Origin of the sequence: Paenibacillus camerounensis (assembly GCF_000723885.1) — a bacterium.
GTDB lineage: Bacteria > Bacillota > Bacilli > Paenibacillales > Paenibacillaceae > Paenibacillus_AQ > Paenibacillus_AQ camerounensis.
In genome coordinates this window covers 1-15397 of record NZ_CCDG010000020.1, presented here as the reverse complement: position 1 = coordinate 15397, position 15397 = coordinate 1, and the positions used below count along the sequence as shown (strand labels likewise).

Below are 15397 nucleotides of genomic sequence, written 5' to 3'. Positions count from 1 at the left end.
AATCAGGCTGTACAGCCTGAGCCCTCAGCTGTCCGGCTAACGGTAACGCTGCTCAGCTCATTTCAGGTCTTCATTGACGGCAAACCGGTTGTAAACGGCTGGGGAAGAAGAAGCGCCAAAGATCTGCTGATCTACCTGCTGCTCAATCCGCTAGCCACAAGAGACCAGCTGTGCGAGGACCTGTGGAAGGATATGGGTAAGACCAAAGCCCGCAACCAGCTGCGCGTCTGCCTCAATCATCTTAAACAGCTGCTTAATAATGAAGAGACGAAGCTGATCAGCAGTGATAACCGGCAAATCTCGCTCCAGGCCGCAGTGGACTGTGATCTGCTTACTTTGCAGGAGAATACCAGACTGGCGCTCAATGAAACAGACCCTGTACAGCAAGAAATCCTGATTCAGGAGATTGTCTCGCATATCCGTGACGATCTGTTCCGGCATATTGACCAGGACTGGAATTTGAATCTGCGGATGCGTCTGGAAATACAGCTGGTTACTCTGGCCCACAATCAAGCTGATGCACTGGTGAAGCTCGGTAAGTATACAAGCGCTATTGCCTGCCTGAAATATGTAATCCTGTTTAATCCGGAAGAGTATGATGCCTATGAACGGATTGCTGCTCTCTATGAATTGAACAATCAGAAGCGTGAAGCCAAGGCCTGGCGCAACAAGCTTGTTAAACTGCAGTCTGTCAAATAGTCCGGTTGGAGTTGTTGCGACGAGGACACAGCTGATATTCGGCTCATCGGGGATAGTATGCATAGGAGTACTTCCCCCGTTGCTACCGTCTCGTTAAGTATACACAAGCATTGTTGCCGCCATATCCATGGCTGGTTATCAGCACCTCGGCAGACGGCCGCAGCAATGTCTCTGTAATCAGCGGAAGATGCTCATATCCTGACCTGTCCGTCCGGATCGTTCCCGGGATGAACTGATGCTGAAAGCCGAGCAGTGAGGCAATAATCTGTGCCGGACCGCCGACGCTGAACGGATGTCCGGTCAGCCCTTTGATAGAAGTGAGAGGAACCCTGTGATCAAACAGCTCCCTTGATACGATCTCTTCAATCCGGTCATTGGCGGCATAGCCCATCGCCTGGCTGTTATAATAATCCGGATATCGTCCTCCTGCCACACGGCTGGCCGCCTGCTTCATCATCCTGCCCGACGGATCATGACCGTTGACTGATTCACCGTCATTATTAGTTGCTATAGCGTCAATATACCCGTAGATCATTGCATGCCGCGCTTTTGCATGCTCTTCTGTTTCCAGGATGAGGCATGCCGCCCCTTCTGACAGAACGAATCCTTTGCTGTTCGTGCTGAATGGAGAGCCTGCAGCATCTGCCTGCTGTCCAAAAGGTAACGCTCTCATTTTACCAAAACCATAGACCGTCGCTTTATTATTACTGCTGTCTGCTGCTCCGATTATCGCTGTATGGATTCTGCCGTTCTGCAGGTACATCATTGCATCCTCGATAGCCTCGATACCCGCGGTACAGCCGGTGGTTACTGTCTTGGTGATTCCGTTCAGCCGGAAGTAGCCTGAGACCGCCGATGCCAGACTGTGATAATGAACCAGTCCGCAGCAGTATACCGGCATGTCTTTAAACCGGCCAGCTGCTGATAACGCGACCATCTCCTCAAGCGGTGTGGTCCCGCCCATGGTTGTTCCCATAAAAACTCCTGTACCTATTGCCGCTTCCTTATCATTCAAATCCAGTCCCGACATTTCCAGTGCTTCAGAAACAGTACGAATAGCCAGCTTTGCAATCCGCGGCAGCACCCTGTGCTGCTTATCGTCCAGATTACCGAGTCCGCCTGTGACCTCACCGATCACCAGTGTCTCTCCGTTTGGCGCAAGATCATCATTTACAGTAAATCTGTACTCGCCGCTGAGCAAATTCTGCAGCAGCTCACTGCAATTCCTGCCGTTAGGAACCTTTATTCCATATCCGGTAACCGCTATCCGCTCCTTCACCATCATCCACCCTCTTATGCAAATTAAAAAGTGCAACTTATACAGACAAAAAAAGAGCTTCCACCCTTGTCTATTTCGGATCTGCATGCCAGATTCCAATCAAACAGTAGAAGCTCTCTTTGGTAAGAAAGTTATGAACCGGAAAAGATTAGCTCAATGTCTGGAGCGCAGCCGGAGTAAAGGGGATAATCTCTTCCTTGTGTCCGCTCTGCACCTTGGCCGGCCATGCAGGATCACTGATCAGCGCTCTCCCTACAGCCACCAGATCGAATTCAGACTTCTCCAGTCTTTGCAGCAGACGGTCCAGGTTGTCCTCATCATGATGCTCAGCAGCCCCTCCGGTGAACTCGCTGTTCAAGCCAACGGAGCCTACCGTAATCACCGGCTTGCCGGTAATGCGCTTGGTCCAGCCGGCAAGGTTAAGCTCGGAGCCTTCGAATTCAGGCAGCCAGAAGCGGCGGGTGGAGCAGTGGAAGATGTCTACACCGGCATTGCTGAGCGGCGTCAGGAAACGGGTCAGCTCGTCCGGTGTCCGGGCCAGCTTGGCCCCATAATCCCCGCTCTTCCACTGCGAGAAGCGCAGGATAATCGGGAAGTCCGGACCGACCGCACGGCGGCAGGCATCAATGATCTCTACGGCAAAGGTCGTACGTGCTTCCAGATCGCCGCCGTACTCATCTGAACGCTGGTTGGTCTTCTCCCAGAAGAACTGGTCGATCAGATAGCCATGGGCGCCGTGCAGCTCAATTCCGTCAAAGCCGATTCTTTTGGCATCTGCTGCAGCCCTGGCGAAGGCCGCAACAATCCCGTCGATTTGCTGCTTCGTCATCGGCTCCGTCACCGGTTCTCCGGCGAGGCTAAGCCCGGACGGCCCGATTGGCAGTGCATCTGCATTCGGCAGATCACCAATGGAGCGGGCCATTCCGACATGCCACAGCTGCGGGATAATCTTACCGCCTGCAGCATGCACCTCCTGAACGACATTTGCCCAGCCTTCCAGCGCGGCCTCCCCATGAATATTGGGAATGCTTGGATGGCTGACGGCTGACGGGTGATTGATAGCAGTGCCCTCGGTTACAATCAGTCCGACTCCGCCCTCCGCACGTCTGCGGTAATATGCAGCCACATCAGGGCCGGCCACTCCCTCCGGCGAATGAGCACGGGTCATCGGAGCCATAACAATCCGGTTAGCAAGCGACAGCGGTCCAGCCTGAAAAGGAGTAAACAATAATTCTGAGTTCATATCGGGCCTCCAATGCATAATATAATTACTTAAAGTAAGTATATTATGATGGCTGACGGGATCAAAAGCAAATGGTACAGCCTGTGTCGGGGCTTAAGGTGCTTATAGTAGAGTGTTCGGGCGGCGTGCCTGCCGGGAATAGCCGGATTGCGGGGCATTTTTGCCCTTCATTTGCCCGATTCAGCCGCCCGGGCGGGAATGAGAGGCATTTTTGCCTTTCATTTGCCCGATTCAGCCGTCCGGGCGGGAATCAGAGGCATTTTTGCCTTTCATTTGCCCGATCCAGCCGTCCGGGCTGGAATCAGAGGCATTTTTGCCCTTCATTTGCCCGATTCCGCCGTCCGGGCTGGAATCAGAGGCATTTTTGCCTTTCATTTGCCCGATCCAGCCGTCCGGGCGGGAATGAGGGGCATTTTTGCCCTTCATTTGCCTGATTCAGCCGCCCGGGCTGGAATCAGAGGCATTTTTGCCCTTCATTTGCCCGATTCCGCCATCCGGGGCTGGAATCAGAGGCATTTTTGCCCTTCATTTGCCCGATTCCGCCATCCGGGGCTGGAATCAAGGGCATTTTTCCCCTTCACGGGCCATACAGACGGACAAAAAAACGGACACCCGCAGTAAGCTGCTGATGTCCGATTCTGATATTTCAGTAAATTGTATTCTACAGATTCAGCACGCCGGCTTTTGGCGTTACGCGGAAGGCTGCAGCCAGATCAGCAAGCTGCTGATCGGTAATCGACTGCTTGATTTCTCTGCCGCCGATCAGGTTGTAGATGATGGCTGCTTTTTCAATCGTTTCTACCAGACCGAAGGTAGCGTCCATAGTAGAGCCTGTTACAAAAATACCGTGCTGCGGCCAGATTACTACGCGGTAGTCCTTCATCTTGGCGGCTGTTGCCCGGCCGATGTCACTGCTGCCCGGAACCATCCAAGGAATAACGCCGATGCCGTCAGGGAAGACAACTAGACATTCTGTGCACATTTCCCAGAGGGTTTTAGTGAATTTCAGCTCATCCAGATCATGGGTGAACGTCATAGCGATAACATTAGTAGCGTGAGTGTGCAGAACAATACGGTGATTTGCATCAACCTTCAGGCGTTCAATGTGGCTCATGAAGTGGGAAGCCAGCTCGCTTGTAGGTACAGCGTTGTTGCGCAGTCCCCACAGCACTTCAACACTCTCACCTGTAGCGGACACGCGCAGTACGCCGAGGTTAGCTTCCGGGTCTTTGATCACATTGCGGAAGTATTTACCGGAGCCTGTCACGATGAAGTATTTGCCTGCAAGCTCAGTTACAGGAAAAGTAAGCTGAATCGTGCGCAGCGGCTCACGGATATTAATGTACTTGGCTACTTCTTCTTCGTCCAGCAGGTAGCTGATGTTACCGCCGTTCAGCTCATCCCAGCCCAGGGACCACATGTGGTGGGTGATTTCGGACATTTCCTGGATAAACGGGGCTTCGGTTCCGGCGATGTAGCCTTTAGTTTCAATAACGGACGTGCTCATATATTATCTCTCCTTTGAATGCAAATCTGTTGGTAGTAGAAATGAGGACCATTCAAAAATACAAATTATCGTTTGTTATATAAATAGCCTTATCTGGCAGACAGAACTTCCTTCTCATAAGCCTTCACATCAGCCAGCCAGCCTTCGCGGACCGGTGTGTTCTGGGAAGCACAGTAGTAATCCCAGATCGCGCCGAACGGATAGGACTTGAATTCCTCTACCAATGCCAGACGTGAAGTATAGTCGCCTTCCAGCTCAATCTTCTTCAGCTCGGCAATCGGCTCAAGCATTGCGCGCAGCAGGGCTTTGATTGTGTTGCGTGTTCCGATTACCCAGGCGGCAACGTGGTTAATACTGCCGTCGAAGAAGTCCAGGCCGATGTTCGTACGCGGCAGCAGATCTCCGCGGACCAGCTCACGGGCGATTTCCAGCAGCTCATCGTCCATAGTTACTACGTGGTCACTGTCCCAGCGTACCGGTCTGCTGACATGCAGCAGCAGCTGCTCGCTGAACATCAGGATGGAGGACAGTTTGTTCGAGATGACTTCAGTCGGGTGGAAGTGTCCGGCGTCAAGGCAGATGGCTTTGCCGCGGGTCAGGCCATAGCCCATATAGAATTCATGCGATCCGACAACATAGCTCTCGGAGCCGATGCCGAACAGCTTGCTCTCAACTGCATCGATGTTGTACTGCGGGTCAATCTCTTCACTGAACACTTCATCCAGTGCATCGCGCAGGCGTGCACGCGGAGCCAGGCGGTCAACCGGAGTATCCTTGTAGCCGTCCGGCACCCAGAAGTTAGTCACACAAGGCTGTCCCAGCTCGCGGCCGAACGACTCGGCGATTTTGCGGGAAGCTTTGCAGTGCTTGATCCAGAAGCTGCGGATCTCTTCGTCAGCATGGCTGAGCGTGAAGCCGTCAGCGGCTTTGGGATGGGAGAAGCAGGTCGGGTTGAAATCAAGGCCCAGCCCCTGTTCTTTAGCCCACTCTACCCAGTTAGTGAAATGGCGCGGCTCCAGCTCATCCAGATCCACCTTCTCATCTGTGTCAGCATAGATGGCGTGCAAATTGACTTTATGTTTACCCGGGATGAGCGACAATGCCTTCTCAAGATCCTTGCGAAGCTCATCAGGTGTTCCGGCGCGTCCAGGGTAGCTGCCGGTTACAGCGATTCCGCCGCTCAGCTCTTTGTCCTTGAACAGGAAGCCCTGTACATCGTCTCCCTGCCAGCAGTGAAGGGAAATCTTAATCTCTGCCAGCTTCTCCAATACTTCATCCACGTTGATGCCGTGGGCTGCGTACAATTTCTTTGCTTCGTTATAGCTGTTGATGATGCTCTGATCCATGTTGGGGTTCCTCCTAAAAGTTTTGTGTGAGCATCTGCTCCATCCGATCTACTTCGTGCAAAACTGTCTTCGGAAGCATCTGCTTCGTTTTGTGGGCATCTGCTCCATAAATCTTGTCTATTGGCTGCCGCCTGCAGCAGACACTGCATGCAGCGCTTCCCAGCGGGCCAGCAGGGCCTCAAGCTGGGGAAGCGGGCGCGGCTGGTAAGACTGTATCTTAAAGGACTTGCCGATGATCGTACGGGCTTCCCGGATATCCGCAACGGCTCCGCTGTGAATCAGCTGAATTGCCAGATTGCCAAGCGCTGTCGATTCTGTAGGGCCAGCCAGCACTTCCCGGCCGATAATATCGGCTGTCAGCTGGCACAGCAGCGTGTTGTTCGCACCGCCGCCGACGATCTGCAGCACCTCTACCGGTCTGCCGGTCAGCTGTTCCAGCTCGCCCAGATAACTGCGGTACGAGAGTGCCAGGCTGTCAAAGATGCAGCGGGCAAGCTCGCCCGGCGTTTGCGGGACAGGCTGGCCGCTCTCAGCACAGGCGAGGCGGATCTCTTCAATCATGTTGTCCGGATTCAGGAACCGCGGATCATTGCACGGAATCAGGCTGCGGCAGCCTTCAGCTTCAGCCGCAAGCTCAGCCAGTTCAGCGAAGCTGTAACGCTCCCCGTCCAGTCTGCGCACCTCCTGAATCAGCCAAAGTCCCATAATGTTCTTGAGGAAACGGTAGGTTCCAAAAGCGCCCCACTCATTTGTATAATTCGCCTGCATTGCCGCCTCTGTATTGACCGGATGATCCAGCTCAACACCGAGCAGCGACCATGTTCCGCTGCTGATGTAAGCAGCGGAACGGTCATCCTGCACAGGCACGCCCAGTACAGCCGAGGCTGTATCGTGTGTAGCAGCACAGATAAGCACGCAGTCCGGAAGATCATACTGCTGCTTCAGGTCATCCCTGAGGCTGCCAAGCACTTCACCGGGCTCAGTAAGCGGAGCAAACTGTTCTCTCTTAAGATGAAGCAATGACAGCAGTTCTGCATCATACTCACGATCAGCGAGATTAAGGAGCTGCGTCGTCGAAGCATTGGTAACCTCGTTAATCTTCCGGCCGGACAGTTTATAGTAGAGATAGTCCGGAACAAGCAGAATCTGGTCGGCTGCCGCCAGTTCTTTAGCGTCATGGGCGTACAGCTGATATAACGTATTAAAGGTTAACTGCTGAATGCCGGTCTTGGCATACACCTGTTCCGGCGAAATTAGCTTGGCTACTTTCTCCATTACGCCGTCTGTACGGCGGTCACGGTAGGCGTATACCTCCTGCAGCCGGTTGCCCTCAGCATCCAGCAGCACATAGTCTACAGCCCAGGTATCAATGCCCAGGGTGCATTTGGTAATGCCGGCTGTCTTGGCCTTTTGCAATCCGCGCAGAATTTCTTCAAATAAATAATCAATATCCCAGAAGCAGGAACCGTCACGCTCGGTGAACCCGTTGCTGAAACGGTGAATTTCCTCCAGCGAGAGAATTCCGTCTGCGATGGTGCCGAGCACAAGCCGCCCGCTGGAGGCGCCGATATCGACGGCAATATGATAGTTCATAGGGAATCTCCTCATCTAAAATAGATTAATTTAGAGAATTTTGCGGAACAATGCGATAACTTCTTCTTTGGTCGGAATGAACGGATTACCAGGTGCGCAGGCATCCTTCATGGCATTCTCAGCCAGCAGATCAAGATCCACTTCGTCAACGCCGAGCTCAGACAGCTTAGCCGGAATTCCAACTTCCTTGGACAGCTCCTTAATCGACTCAATAACGAAGTCTGCACATTCTTTGTCCGACTTGCCTTCTACCTGAAGGCCGATTGCCTTGGCGATAGCCCGGAATTTCTCAGGTACATATTTAGCATTCTCTTCTTCAACATAAGGGAGCAGCATTGCATTACATACGCCGTGCGGCAGATCATATACACCGCCGAGCTGATGCGCCATTGCATGCACATAGCCTAGTCCGGCGTTGTTGAACGCCAGTCCGCCCAGGAAAATCGCATAAACCATCTGTTCACGCGCTTCAATATCATGGCCGTTCTTTACCGTTTTCGCCAGGTTGCCGAAGATTAGCTCAACAGCCGCGAGTGCAGTAGCATCCGTAACAGGATAAGCGCCTGGAGTTACCAGTGCTTCAATCGCATGGGTCAATGCATCCATACCGGTTGCCGCAGTCAGTGCAGCAGGCTTGTCGACCATCAGCTCAGGGTCATTAACGGAAATGGTGGCGATGCTGTTCTTATCGACCATTACCATCTTCACCTTGCGCTCTTCGTCAGTAATAACGTAGTTAATTGTAACTTCACTGGAGGTTCCGGCAGTTGTATTAACCGCAACAATCGGCAGTGATTTATTCTTGGATTTGTGTACACCTTCATACTCGGCGATATGTCCGCCATTGGTAGCCACGATTCCGATCGCTTTGGCTGTATCCTGCGGTGAACCTCCGCCGATCGAGATCAGATAATCACATTCATGCGATTTAAGGAAATCCACGCCGTCATGAACATTCTTACAGGTCGGATTCGGCTTCACTTCATCATATACCACATACTCAATTCCGGCTGCATCCAGCACGGACAGCAATTTGCCGGCAATTCCGCTCTTCACCAGGAACTTATCGGTAACTACCAGTGCTTTCTTCAGATTCAGCTCTTGAATGTAAGGAGCGATTTCCTGCAGACAGCCTTTGCCCATAATGTTAATAGAAGGAACATAATATACACGAGTACTCATTGAATGACCAGCCTCCCGATAATGTTGTCTTGCATAGTGCCCAGTTTATCTTCTTCTCTGTAAGGGTTATCCCGGCTGCGGCACCTCAGGCTGGTCTCTGTAGGTTTCGCAGCGGACCTTTGCTCAGGCGCTTAGTCTAATGAAGCATGCGCTTTCAAAGAGAAAATGAACACTCTTATCGTAGCTCTATAATTCTGTGTTGTCAACAAATAAAATATTATTTATGTTGTTTTTATTTGTTTACTGTTTGTAAAACGCAGATTATAATGAGTATTGTAATAAAATTCGTGTGGTTTTCATCTAATTTATTGCAAAACACAGATATTCAGGTCTATATTTATAGATAATGCTTGGGATTCAGAGTATAGCTCCGGAAAGGTGATTACAAATGCTGGCTGCCGAACGACGCAACAGAATCATAGATCTTGTCCATCAGGATAAAAGAGTGCTGGTCTCCGACCTGAGCCGCATGTTCGAAGTAACGGAAGAAACGATCCGCAGGGATCTGGAGAAGCTTGAAAAGGACGGGATTGTAAGCCGGACTTACGGGGGAGCCATGCTTAACAGGCACACCAACGAGGATCTTCCTTTTGTAACCCGTAATGCGCTCAATACGGATATTAAGCGCAACATCGCGCTGAAGGCGCTTGATCTGATTAATGACGGGGACACCCTGATGGTAGACCCCAGCTCGACCTCTTTTGAGTTCCTTAAACTGCTGGGTAATAAAAACAATCTGACACTCATCACGAACTCAATCAATATTTTGCAGGAATTCGCAAATTCCGGAATGAACATTATTTCCACCGGCGGTTCCCTGCGCCACCGTTCCCTCTCGCTGGTTGGTCCGGTTGCCCACGACACGATCCAGCGCTACAATGTGGATACGGCCGTAATCAGCTGTAAGGGGATTGATATGGAGCGGGGCATTACCGATTCCAATGAACCGGAATGCGAGCTCAAGAAATATATGCTGCGGCAGGCGGAGAAGGTTGTACTGCTGGCAGATCATACGAAGTTTGACAAGACCGCTTTTACGAAGCTGGTGGAGCTGAACCGGATTGATGTGCTGATCACCGACCGCAAGCCGTCGGAAGCCTGGCTCAAGCGGCTGGCTGAGGAGAATATTGAGGTTCTGTGCTAATGGAAGTGAACGTGTTTCTTCTATATAATATGTGTATCCAAAAAAGGACATCTCCCTCTTCCCGGGAAATGTCCTTTTAAGTGTAGCTGCGATTAAGCTTTGGACAGCATAATATTGAGTATCGTCTCATCCGTGGCGGCAAGCCCTTCCTGGACAAGCCGTTCCATGTTGCGGATGGTATCCTCTACCTTTTCAAATATGACACCGTCATTGTCTGTCGGTGATATATTGTTCATCGCAAGTGTCGCCGCCTGAATTGCGGCATTGGTGGCAGTGGAGATTTTGAGCGCACAGGTGGATTTAGCCCCGTCACAGATCATCCCGGACAACGAAGCAATCGTATTCTGGATGCCATGCTTGATCTGCTCCAGGCTGCCGCCCATCAGGTAGATGATTCCGCTGTTCGCTCCTACTCCGCCGGCAATCCCTGAGCCGCACAGCGGCGAGAGACGGCCGATGTAATGCTTGACATGAACAGTGACCAGATTGCTCAGCGCAATGGCACGGGCCAGCAGCTCATCACTTTTACCCATAAGCTCGGCCAGCTTAATAACCGGCAGTGTAGCTGCGATCCCCTGATTCCCGCTGCCCGCCGTCGTCATGACCGGCATCGCACTGCCGTCCATCCGCGCATCGGAAGCCGCAGCTGTTGCGGCGATTACGGAATTGGCCACATCGTTGCCGAACAGATTGACTGCCGAGCGCTGGCTCATTTTTTTGCCGACCTGAAGACCGTAATTCCCCCGCAGGCCCTCATCTGAAATCGCCTTATTCATTCTGGCGCCTTCCAGCAGAAATTCCAGCTCTGCGAAATCTGTATTGCAGACAAACTCATAAATCCCTTCCAGAGAAACGGCGTATGCTTCGGCACTTAGCTGCTCGTCCTCCCCGCAATCCCCTTTATCCTTCTGGACATTAATAGGGACTCCATCCTTCTCCAGCAGAATGATATTAGTGTGTTCTTTCGCCACCACCGCTGTTGCCCGGTGATTCGCGCTCTGTACCCTGGCTTCTATATACAGCTTCTCCGGTGTATCCTTCAACTCCACAGAGAGCAGCTTACGGTCTATAATCGCATTAGCCTGACTAAGCTCATCAGCGCTCAGCCCTGAGAGAATCTCCAGCTTTCTGTGGGAACGGTGGATTACAGCACCAAGCGCAGCTGCGATCGGCAGCCCGGTCTGTCCTGTCCCTGGAATACCGACCCCCATAGCGTTCTTAATAATATTGCCGCTGAGGAACAGCTGAATCCCTGTAATCTCCTCCTGAAGCAGCTCTGCCGCCAAAGAGACCGCATAGGCTACCGCAATCGGCTCCGTACAGCCTTCCGCCGGAACGATTTCCTTTTTCAATACATCAAGTAAGTTAACCATATATGATCCCTCCTTTTCTCTGTCTGAGCTATCTCTATATACTACATCAGACTGAAGGCTGAGGGAACCGTTTATTCAGCTGCAGAAGGACTGGAAATTACTGTACGGTGCTCTGGTTACAGACCCGTCTCAAGCCGGTATCCAAGCCCGCGGACAGTCTCGATGCGGAACCCGGCCGATTCGCCGAACCGCTCACGCAGGCGCTTAATATGTACATCCACTGTACGGTCGTCCCCGGAGTAATCCATTCCCCAGATCTGCTCAATCAGCTGTCCGCGCGTGAATACCTGACCGGGAGTGGAGGCAAGCTTATAGAGCAGTTCGAACTCTTTTAACGGCAATGTCAGCGCTTCTGTACCCTTAATCACTTTATAGGTCAGCCGGTCAAGGACAATGTCACCTAGTGAAACGGTCTGTGTAGTGCCGATTTTATAACGCTTCAGCAATGCCCTCACCCGGACGGTCAGCTCAAGCGGATCAAAAGGCTTTGTCAGATAATCATCCGTGCCAAGCTCAAACCCCTTCACCTTCTCCCAGGTCTCCCCTCTGGCCGTCAGCATCAGCAGCGGAAGATCCGGGCTGGCCTTTCTCAGCTCTTTGCATAAGGTCCACCCGTCCATCACCGGCATCATAATGTCCAGGATGACCAGATCCACCGGCATTGAAGCGTATACGTCCAGCGCCTCCCTTCCATTAGCAGCTTCTACAGCAGTAAATCCGTCATTACGCAGAAACAGACAGACAAGCTCGCGAATGTTCGCATCGTCATCTGCAACCAATATGGCAGCCATCTGATTCCTCCTCTTTTCCCGGCTTTTATCAAAGTAATCATTATACTATACGAAAGCTCGCCTTTCATGCATACTAACCGCCATATAACCAAAAAGCGCCAAATCCCCATTCCCGCTCAGGGCTTGGAGACTTGACGCTTTGCATCGTACAGGCCGGACCTGGATGCTTAATTCTTTTCAACTGCATGTCCGCCGAATTCATTACGCAGCGCAGCAACCACCTTGCCGGTAAAAGTGTCCGTCTCAAGTGACCGGTAGCGCATCAGCAGCGACATCGCAATGACCGGTGTGGCCGCCTGCAGGTCAAACGCTGTCTCCAGCGTCCATCTGCCTTCGCCGGAGGAATGCATAACGCCCTTGATGTCATCCAGCTTGGCATCCTTCGAGAAGGCGCGCTCTACCAGCTCCATCAGCCAGGAACGGATGACCGATCCGTTATTCCATACGCGGGCTACCTGCTCGAAGTCGAAGTCATAGCCGCTTTTCTCCAGAACCTCAAAGCCCTCGCCGATGGCGGCCATCATGCCGTATTCGATCCCGTTATGGACCATCTTCAGAAAATGGCCGCTGCCGGACTTGCCCGCATACAGGTAGCCGTTCTCCACTGAAGTATCACGGAACAGCGGCTCAACCACCGTCCAGGCCTCCTCGTCTCCGCCGATCATATAGCAGGCGCCGTTACGGGCCCCTTCCATACCGCCCGAGGTTCCGGCATCCAGATAGTAGATCCCGGATTGTTCCAGCTCATCGTGGCGGCGGATCGATTCCTTGTAGTGTGAATTACCCGCTTCTATAATAATATCGCCCTTGGACAAAAGGGGCGTCAGTTCAGCGATTACAGAATCGACAAACTGGTGCGGCACCATAATCCAGGCAATCCGCGGTGCATCCAGTTTATTTACAAGCTCAGCCAGGCTAGCTGCTCCAGCCGCCCCTTTGCTGCCAAGTTCTGCTACCGCATCAGCATTTACATCGTATGCCACAACCTCATGTCCATGCTCCAGCAGGTTCTGGCCAAGATTGAAGCCCATTTTACCCAGTCCGATTAATCCGACTTTCATAGGATATCCCTCCGGTTATATTCTTAATTGATTATCGTCAGCCCGTGCTTAACTCCAGCTTTCTTACGCCCCGGCGCGGATCGCCTGCTTATCCACTCTGCCGGATGCTTCAGCATTCCCGTCCGTTTCAGCTTCAGGCTCATCCAGCCACCAGTGGTCCTCGCCCAGCAGTACCTCTGCTGCAGCCGGACCGTATGAACCCGCAGCATACGTATGGAGCGGAAGCGTTCCTTCCTCCACGGCCTCAATAATCGGCTGCACCCACTGCCAGCTCAGCTCCACCTCTTCCCAGTGCGCAAAGAAGGTCGTATCGCCGAGCATCGCATCATAGATCAGATTCTCATAAGCTTCCGGCAGATCGGGATTGGCTGAATCATGCCGGATGCTTACGGGCTCAAGCGCCCCGTGCTGGCGCGGATTTTTGGTATTTAGCTGCAGCGAAATGCCTTCACCGGGGCCGATTTCAATGATCAGCAGATTCGGATCAAGCGGAAGCTTGCCTCTGTTAACGTTATGAGCATCATTAAACGGTTCCTTGAACTCAATAACAATTCTGGTCGATTTCTCCTTCAACCGTTTGCCGGTACGGATATAAAACGGTACATCGCGCCACATCGGATCATCAATCCACAGCCGCGCGGCAATGTACGTATCATTCTGTGAGGAGGACTCAATACCCGGCTCATTAAGATATGATGATACCGGCTTGCCATTAATTTCGCCTGCACCGTATTGCCCGCGCACCACATTCTGTCCCAGCCCGTCTTTCAGCAGCGGACGCACGGAGCGGATAACATGGCGTTTTTTGCTGCGGACATCGTCGGGACTGCTGTCTTTGGGCAGCTGCATGGCCATCATCATCAGCAGCTGCAGCATATGGTTCTGGAACATATCGCGCAGCGCACCGGATTTATCATAATAGCCTGCCCGCTCTTCCACTCCGACAGTCTCGGCAGCCGTAATCTGGACGTTAGCGATGTAGCGGTTCTGCCAGAGCGCCCGGAGCACCGGGTTAGAGTACTTGAGTACTTCCAGGTTCTGCACCATCGGCTTGCCGAGGAAATGGTCGATCCGGAAGATCTCCTCCTCCCGGAAAGCCGCATTCAGACTCTCATTAAGCTCCCGTGCAGACTGCAGATCCCGGCCGAACGGCTTCTCGATAATCAGGCGTTTCCAGCCTGTGGTATCACCCAGACCGCTGTCATGAATATTAGCGGCAATCGGTCCGAAGAATTCCGGGCCAACGGACAAATAAAACATCCGGTTGCCTGAAAGTCCAAGCTCTGCTTCCCGCCGCTGCACATGTACCAGCAGCTTCTTGTAATCCTCAGGACGACCAACGTCCAGCACGCTATATTCAAAAGCCAGCAAAAAATGCTGCAGCTCCGCTGAATCTTTCACAGGCCGGCGGGAAAAGGTGCGCAGCGAATCCAGCACCTGCGCCTGGAACGTTTCCTTGCTGAGCTCTCTTCTGCCCAGGCCAATTACAGAGAGAGGACCAGAAAGCTTGCCATCGGCAAACAGGTTATATAGTGCCGGATAGATTTTGCGTTTCGCCAGATCTCCGGTAGCGCCAAACAGCACAAAGGTAGATGATTCCACTTTCATTCCTCCCGTTATTATATTAATTATATTAGGTTACTTTTTATTACTCGCAAACGTAATAAAACTCATCATACGCCTGCAAATACTATCCGTCAACTTCATTTCGACATTTACGAAAAGTACTTATTTTCACGAAGTTTCTCACTATGGTATAGTAAGCAGGATATTATTAATAACTCCGAAGGGCGGATGTTCGATGGATCAGGAAATCAGGCCGTTACTAGCCAAAGTGGAGCATGCTTATCATATCGTCGGGAAAAAATGGGTCAATTTCATCCTTCATGTGCTGATGGAAGGCCCCAAACGGTTCAGCGAGCTGCACACCCTCATACCGGATCTGAGCAAACGTATCTTAAACGAACGGCTGAAGGAGCTGGAGGGCTGCGGCCTGCTAAACCGCACTGTAATTCCGGACCGGCCGGTCCGGACGGAATATTCGCTGACCGTCAAGGGACAGGAGCTTGGGGCTGCGCTCAGCCATGTGGAAAAGTGGGCGGTTAAATGGCTGTAGGAAGCCTGCTGCAGGGAATACGCATTGTATATAGACAAGTAGAAACGGCTATGCCGTCCTTAA

14 protein-coding genes are annotated in these 15397 nt (G+C 52.1%); 3 read left to right on the top strand and 11 right to left on the bottom strand.

Features of this window, described 5'->3' with window-relative positions; genetic code table 11:
- A partial coding sequence (locus tag BN3772_RS07915) for an AfsR/SARP family transcriptional regulator (RefSeq protein ID WP_042198506.1) occupies window positions 1-699 on the top strand: 699 nt, incomplete at its 5' end.
- An 82-nt stretch (window positions 700-781) separates the two neighbouring features.
- Here the strand turns inward: BN3772_RS07915 and BN3772_RS07910 are convergent.
- From BN3772_RS07910 to BN3772_RS07880, 7 genes are all read right to left on the bottom strand, one after another.
- Complete coding sequence (locus BN3772_RS07910; protein ID WP_167336657.1) at window positions 782-1984, bottom strand: beta-ketoacyl-[acyl-carrier-protein] synthase family protein; 1203 nt, start codon at window positions 1982-1984, stop codon at window positions 782-784.
- Between the two features lie 142 nt (window positions 1985-2126).
- Window positions 2127-3221: an NADH:flavin oxidoreductase gene (locus tag BN3772_RS07905; protein ID WP_086074456.1), complete on the bottom strand. Its 1095-nt coding sequence runs from the start codon at window positions 3219-3221 to the stop codon at window positions 2127-2129.
- A gap of 231 nt (window positions 3222-3452) precedes the next feature.
- The gene (locus BN3772_RS07900) at window positions 3453-3647 is read right to left on the bottom strand and encodes a hypothetical protein (RefSeq protein ID WP_042198496.1); all 195 of its coding nucleotides are present in this window, start codon (window positions 3645-3647) and stop codon (window positions 3453-3455) included.
- 235 nt (window positions 3648-3882) lie between these two features.
- Window positions 3883-4728: a rhamnulose-1-phosphate aldolase gene (gene rhaD, locus BN3772_RS07895; RefSeq protein ID WP_042177377.1), complete on the bottom strand. Its 846-nt coding sequence runs from the start codon at window positions 4726-4728 to the stop codon at window positions 3883-3885.
- Between the two features lie 89 nt (window positions 4729-4817).
- Window positions 4818-6074 carry an L-rhamnose isomerase gene (gene rhaA / locus BN3772_RS07890; protein WP_042198494.1) on the bottom strand — a complete coding sequence of 419 codons (1257 nt, stop codon included), beginning with the start codon at window positions 6072-6074 and terminating at the stop codon, window positions 4818-4820.
- A gap of 117 nt (window positions 6075-6191) precedes the next feature.
- Window positions 6192-7667: a rhamnulokinase gene (gene rhaB, locus BN3772_RS07885; RefSeq protein WP_042198492.1), complete on the bottom strand. Its 1476-nt coding sequence runs from the start codon at window positions 7665-7667 to the stop codon at window positions 6192-6194.
- 30 nt (window positions 7668-7697) lie between these two features.
- Window positions 7698-8849, bottom strand: a complete 1152-nt coding sequence (locus BN3772_RS07880) for an iron-containing alcohol dehydrogenase (protein WP_039873951.1) — start codon at window positions 8847-8849, stop codon at window positions 7698-7700.
- Window positions 8850-9237: 388 nt separating this feature from the next.
- Here BN3772_RS07880 and BN3772_RS07875 point away from each other — a divergent pair, with 388 nt between their 5' ends.
- Window positions 9238-9993: a DeoR/GlpR family DNA-binding transcription regulator gene (locus BN3772_RS07875; RefSeq protein WP_042177380.1), complete on the top strand. Its 756-nt coding sequence runs from the start codon at window positions 9238-9240 to the stop codon at window positions 9991-9993.
- 92 nt (window positions 9994-10085) lie between these two features.
- Here the strand turns inward: BN3772_RS07875 and BN3772_RS07870 are convergent, their stop codons facing one another.
- From BN3772_RS07870 to zwf, 4 genes are all read right to left on the bottom strand, one after another.
- Complete coding sequence (locus tag BN3772_RS07870; protein WP_042198490.1) at window positions 10086-11366, bottom strand: L-cysteine desulfidase family protein; 1281 nt, start codon at window positions 11364-11366, stop codon at window positions 10086-10088.
- A 116-nt stretch (window positions 11367-11482) separates the two neighbouring features.
- Window positions 11483-12157 carry a response regulator transcription factor gene (locus BN3772_RS07865; protein ID WP_042198488.1) on the bottom strand — a complete coding sequence of 225 codons (675 nt, stop codon included), beginning with the start codon at window positions 12155-12157 and terminating at the stop codon, window positions 11483-11485.
- Between the two features lie 167 nt (window positions 12158-12324).
- Window positions 12325-13218: a phosphogluconate dehydrogenase (NAD(+)-dependent, decarboxylating) gene (gene gnd / locus BN3772_RS07860; RefSeq protein WP_042198486.1), complete on the bottom strand. Its 894-nt coding sequence runs from the start codon at window positions 13216-13218 to the stop codon at window positions 12325-12327.
- A 63-nt stretch (window positions 13219-13281) separates the two neighbouring features.
- Window positions 13282-14820 carry a glucose-6-phosphate dehydrogenase gene (gene zwf, locus BN3772_RS07855; protein WP_042198484.1) on the bottom strand — a complete coding sequence of 513 codons (1539 nt, stop codon included), beginning with the start codon at window positions 14818-14820 and terminating at the stop codon, window positions 13282-13284.
- Between the two features lie 199 nt (window positions 14821-15019).
- Here zwf and BN3772_RS07850 point away from each other — a divergent pair, with 199 nt between their 5' ends.
- Window positions 15020-15334, top strand: coding sequence for a winged helix-turn-helix transcriptional regulator (locus BN3772_RS07850; RefSeq protein ID WP_042198482.1), 315 nt, complete (start codon window positions 15020-15022; stop codon window positions 15332-15334).
- Window positions 15335-15397: the final 63 nt, after the last annotated feature.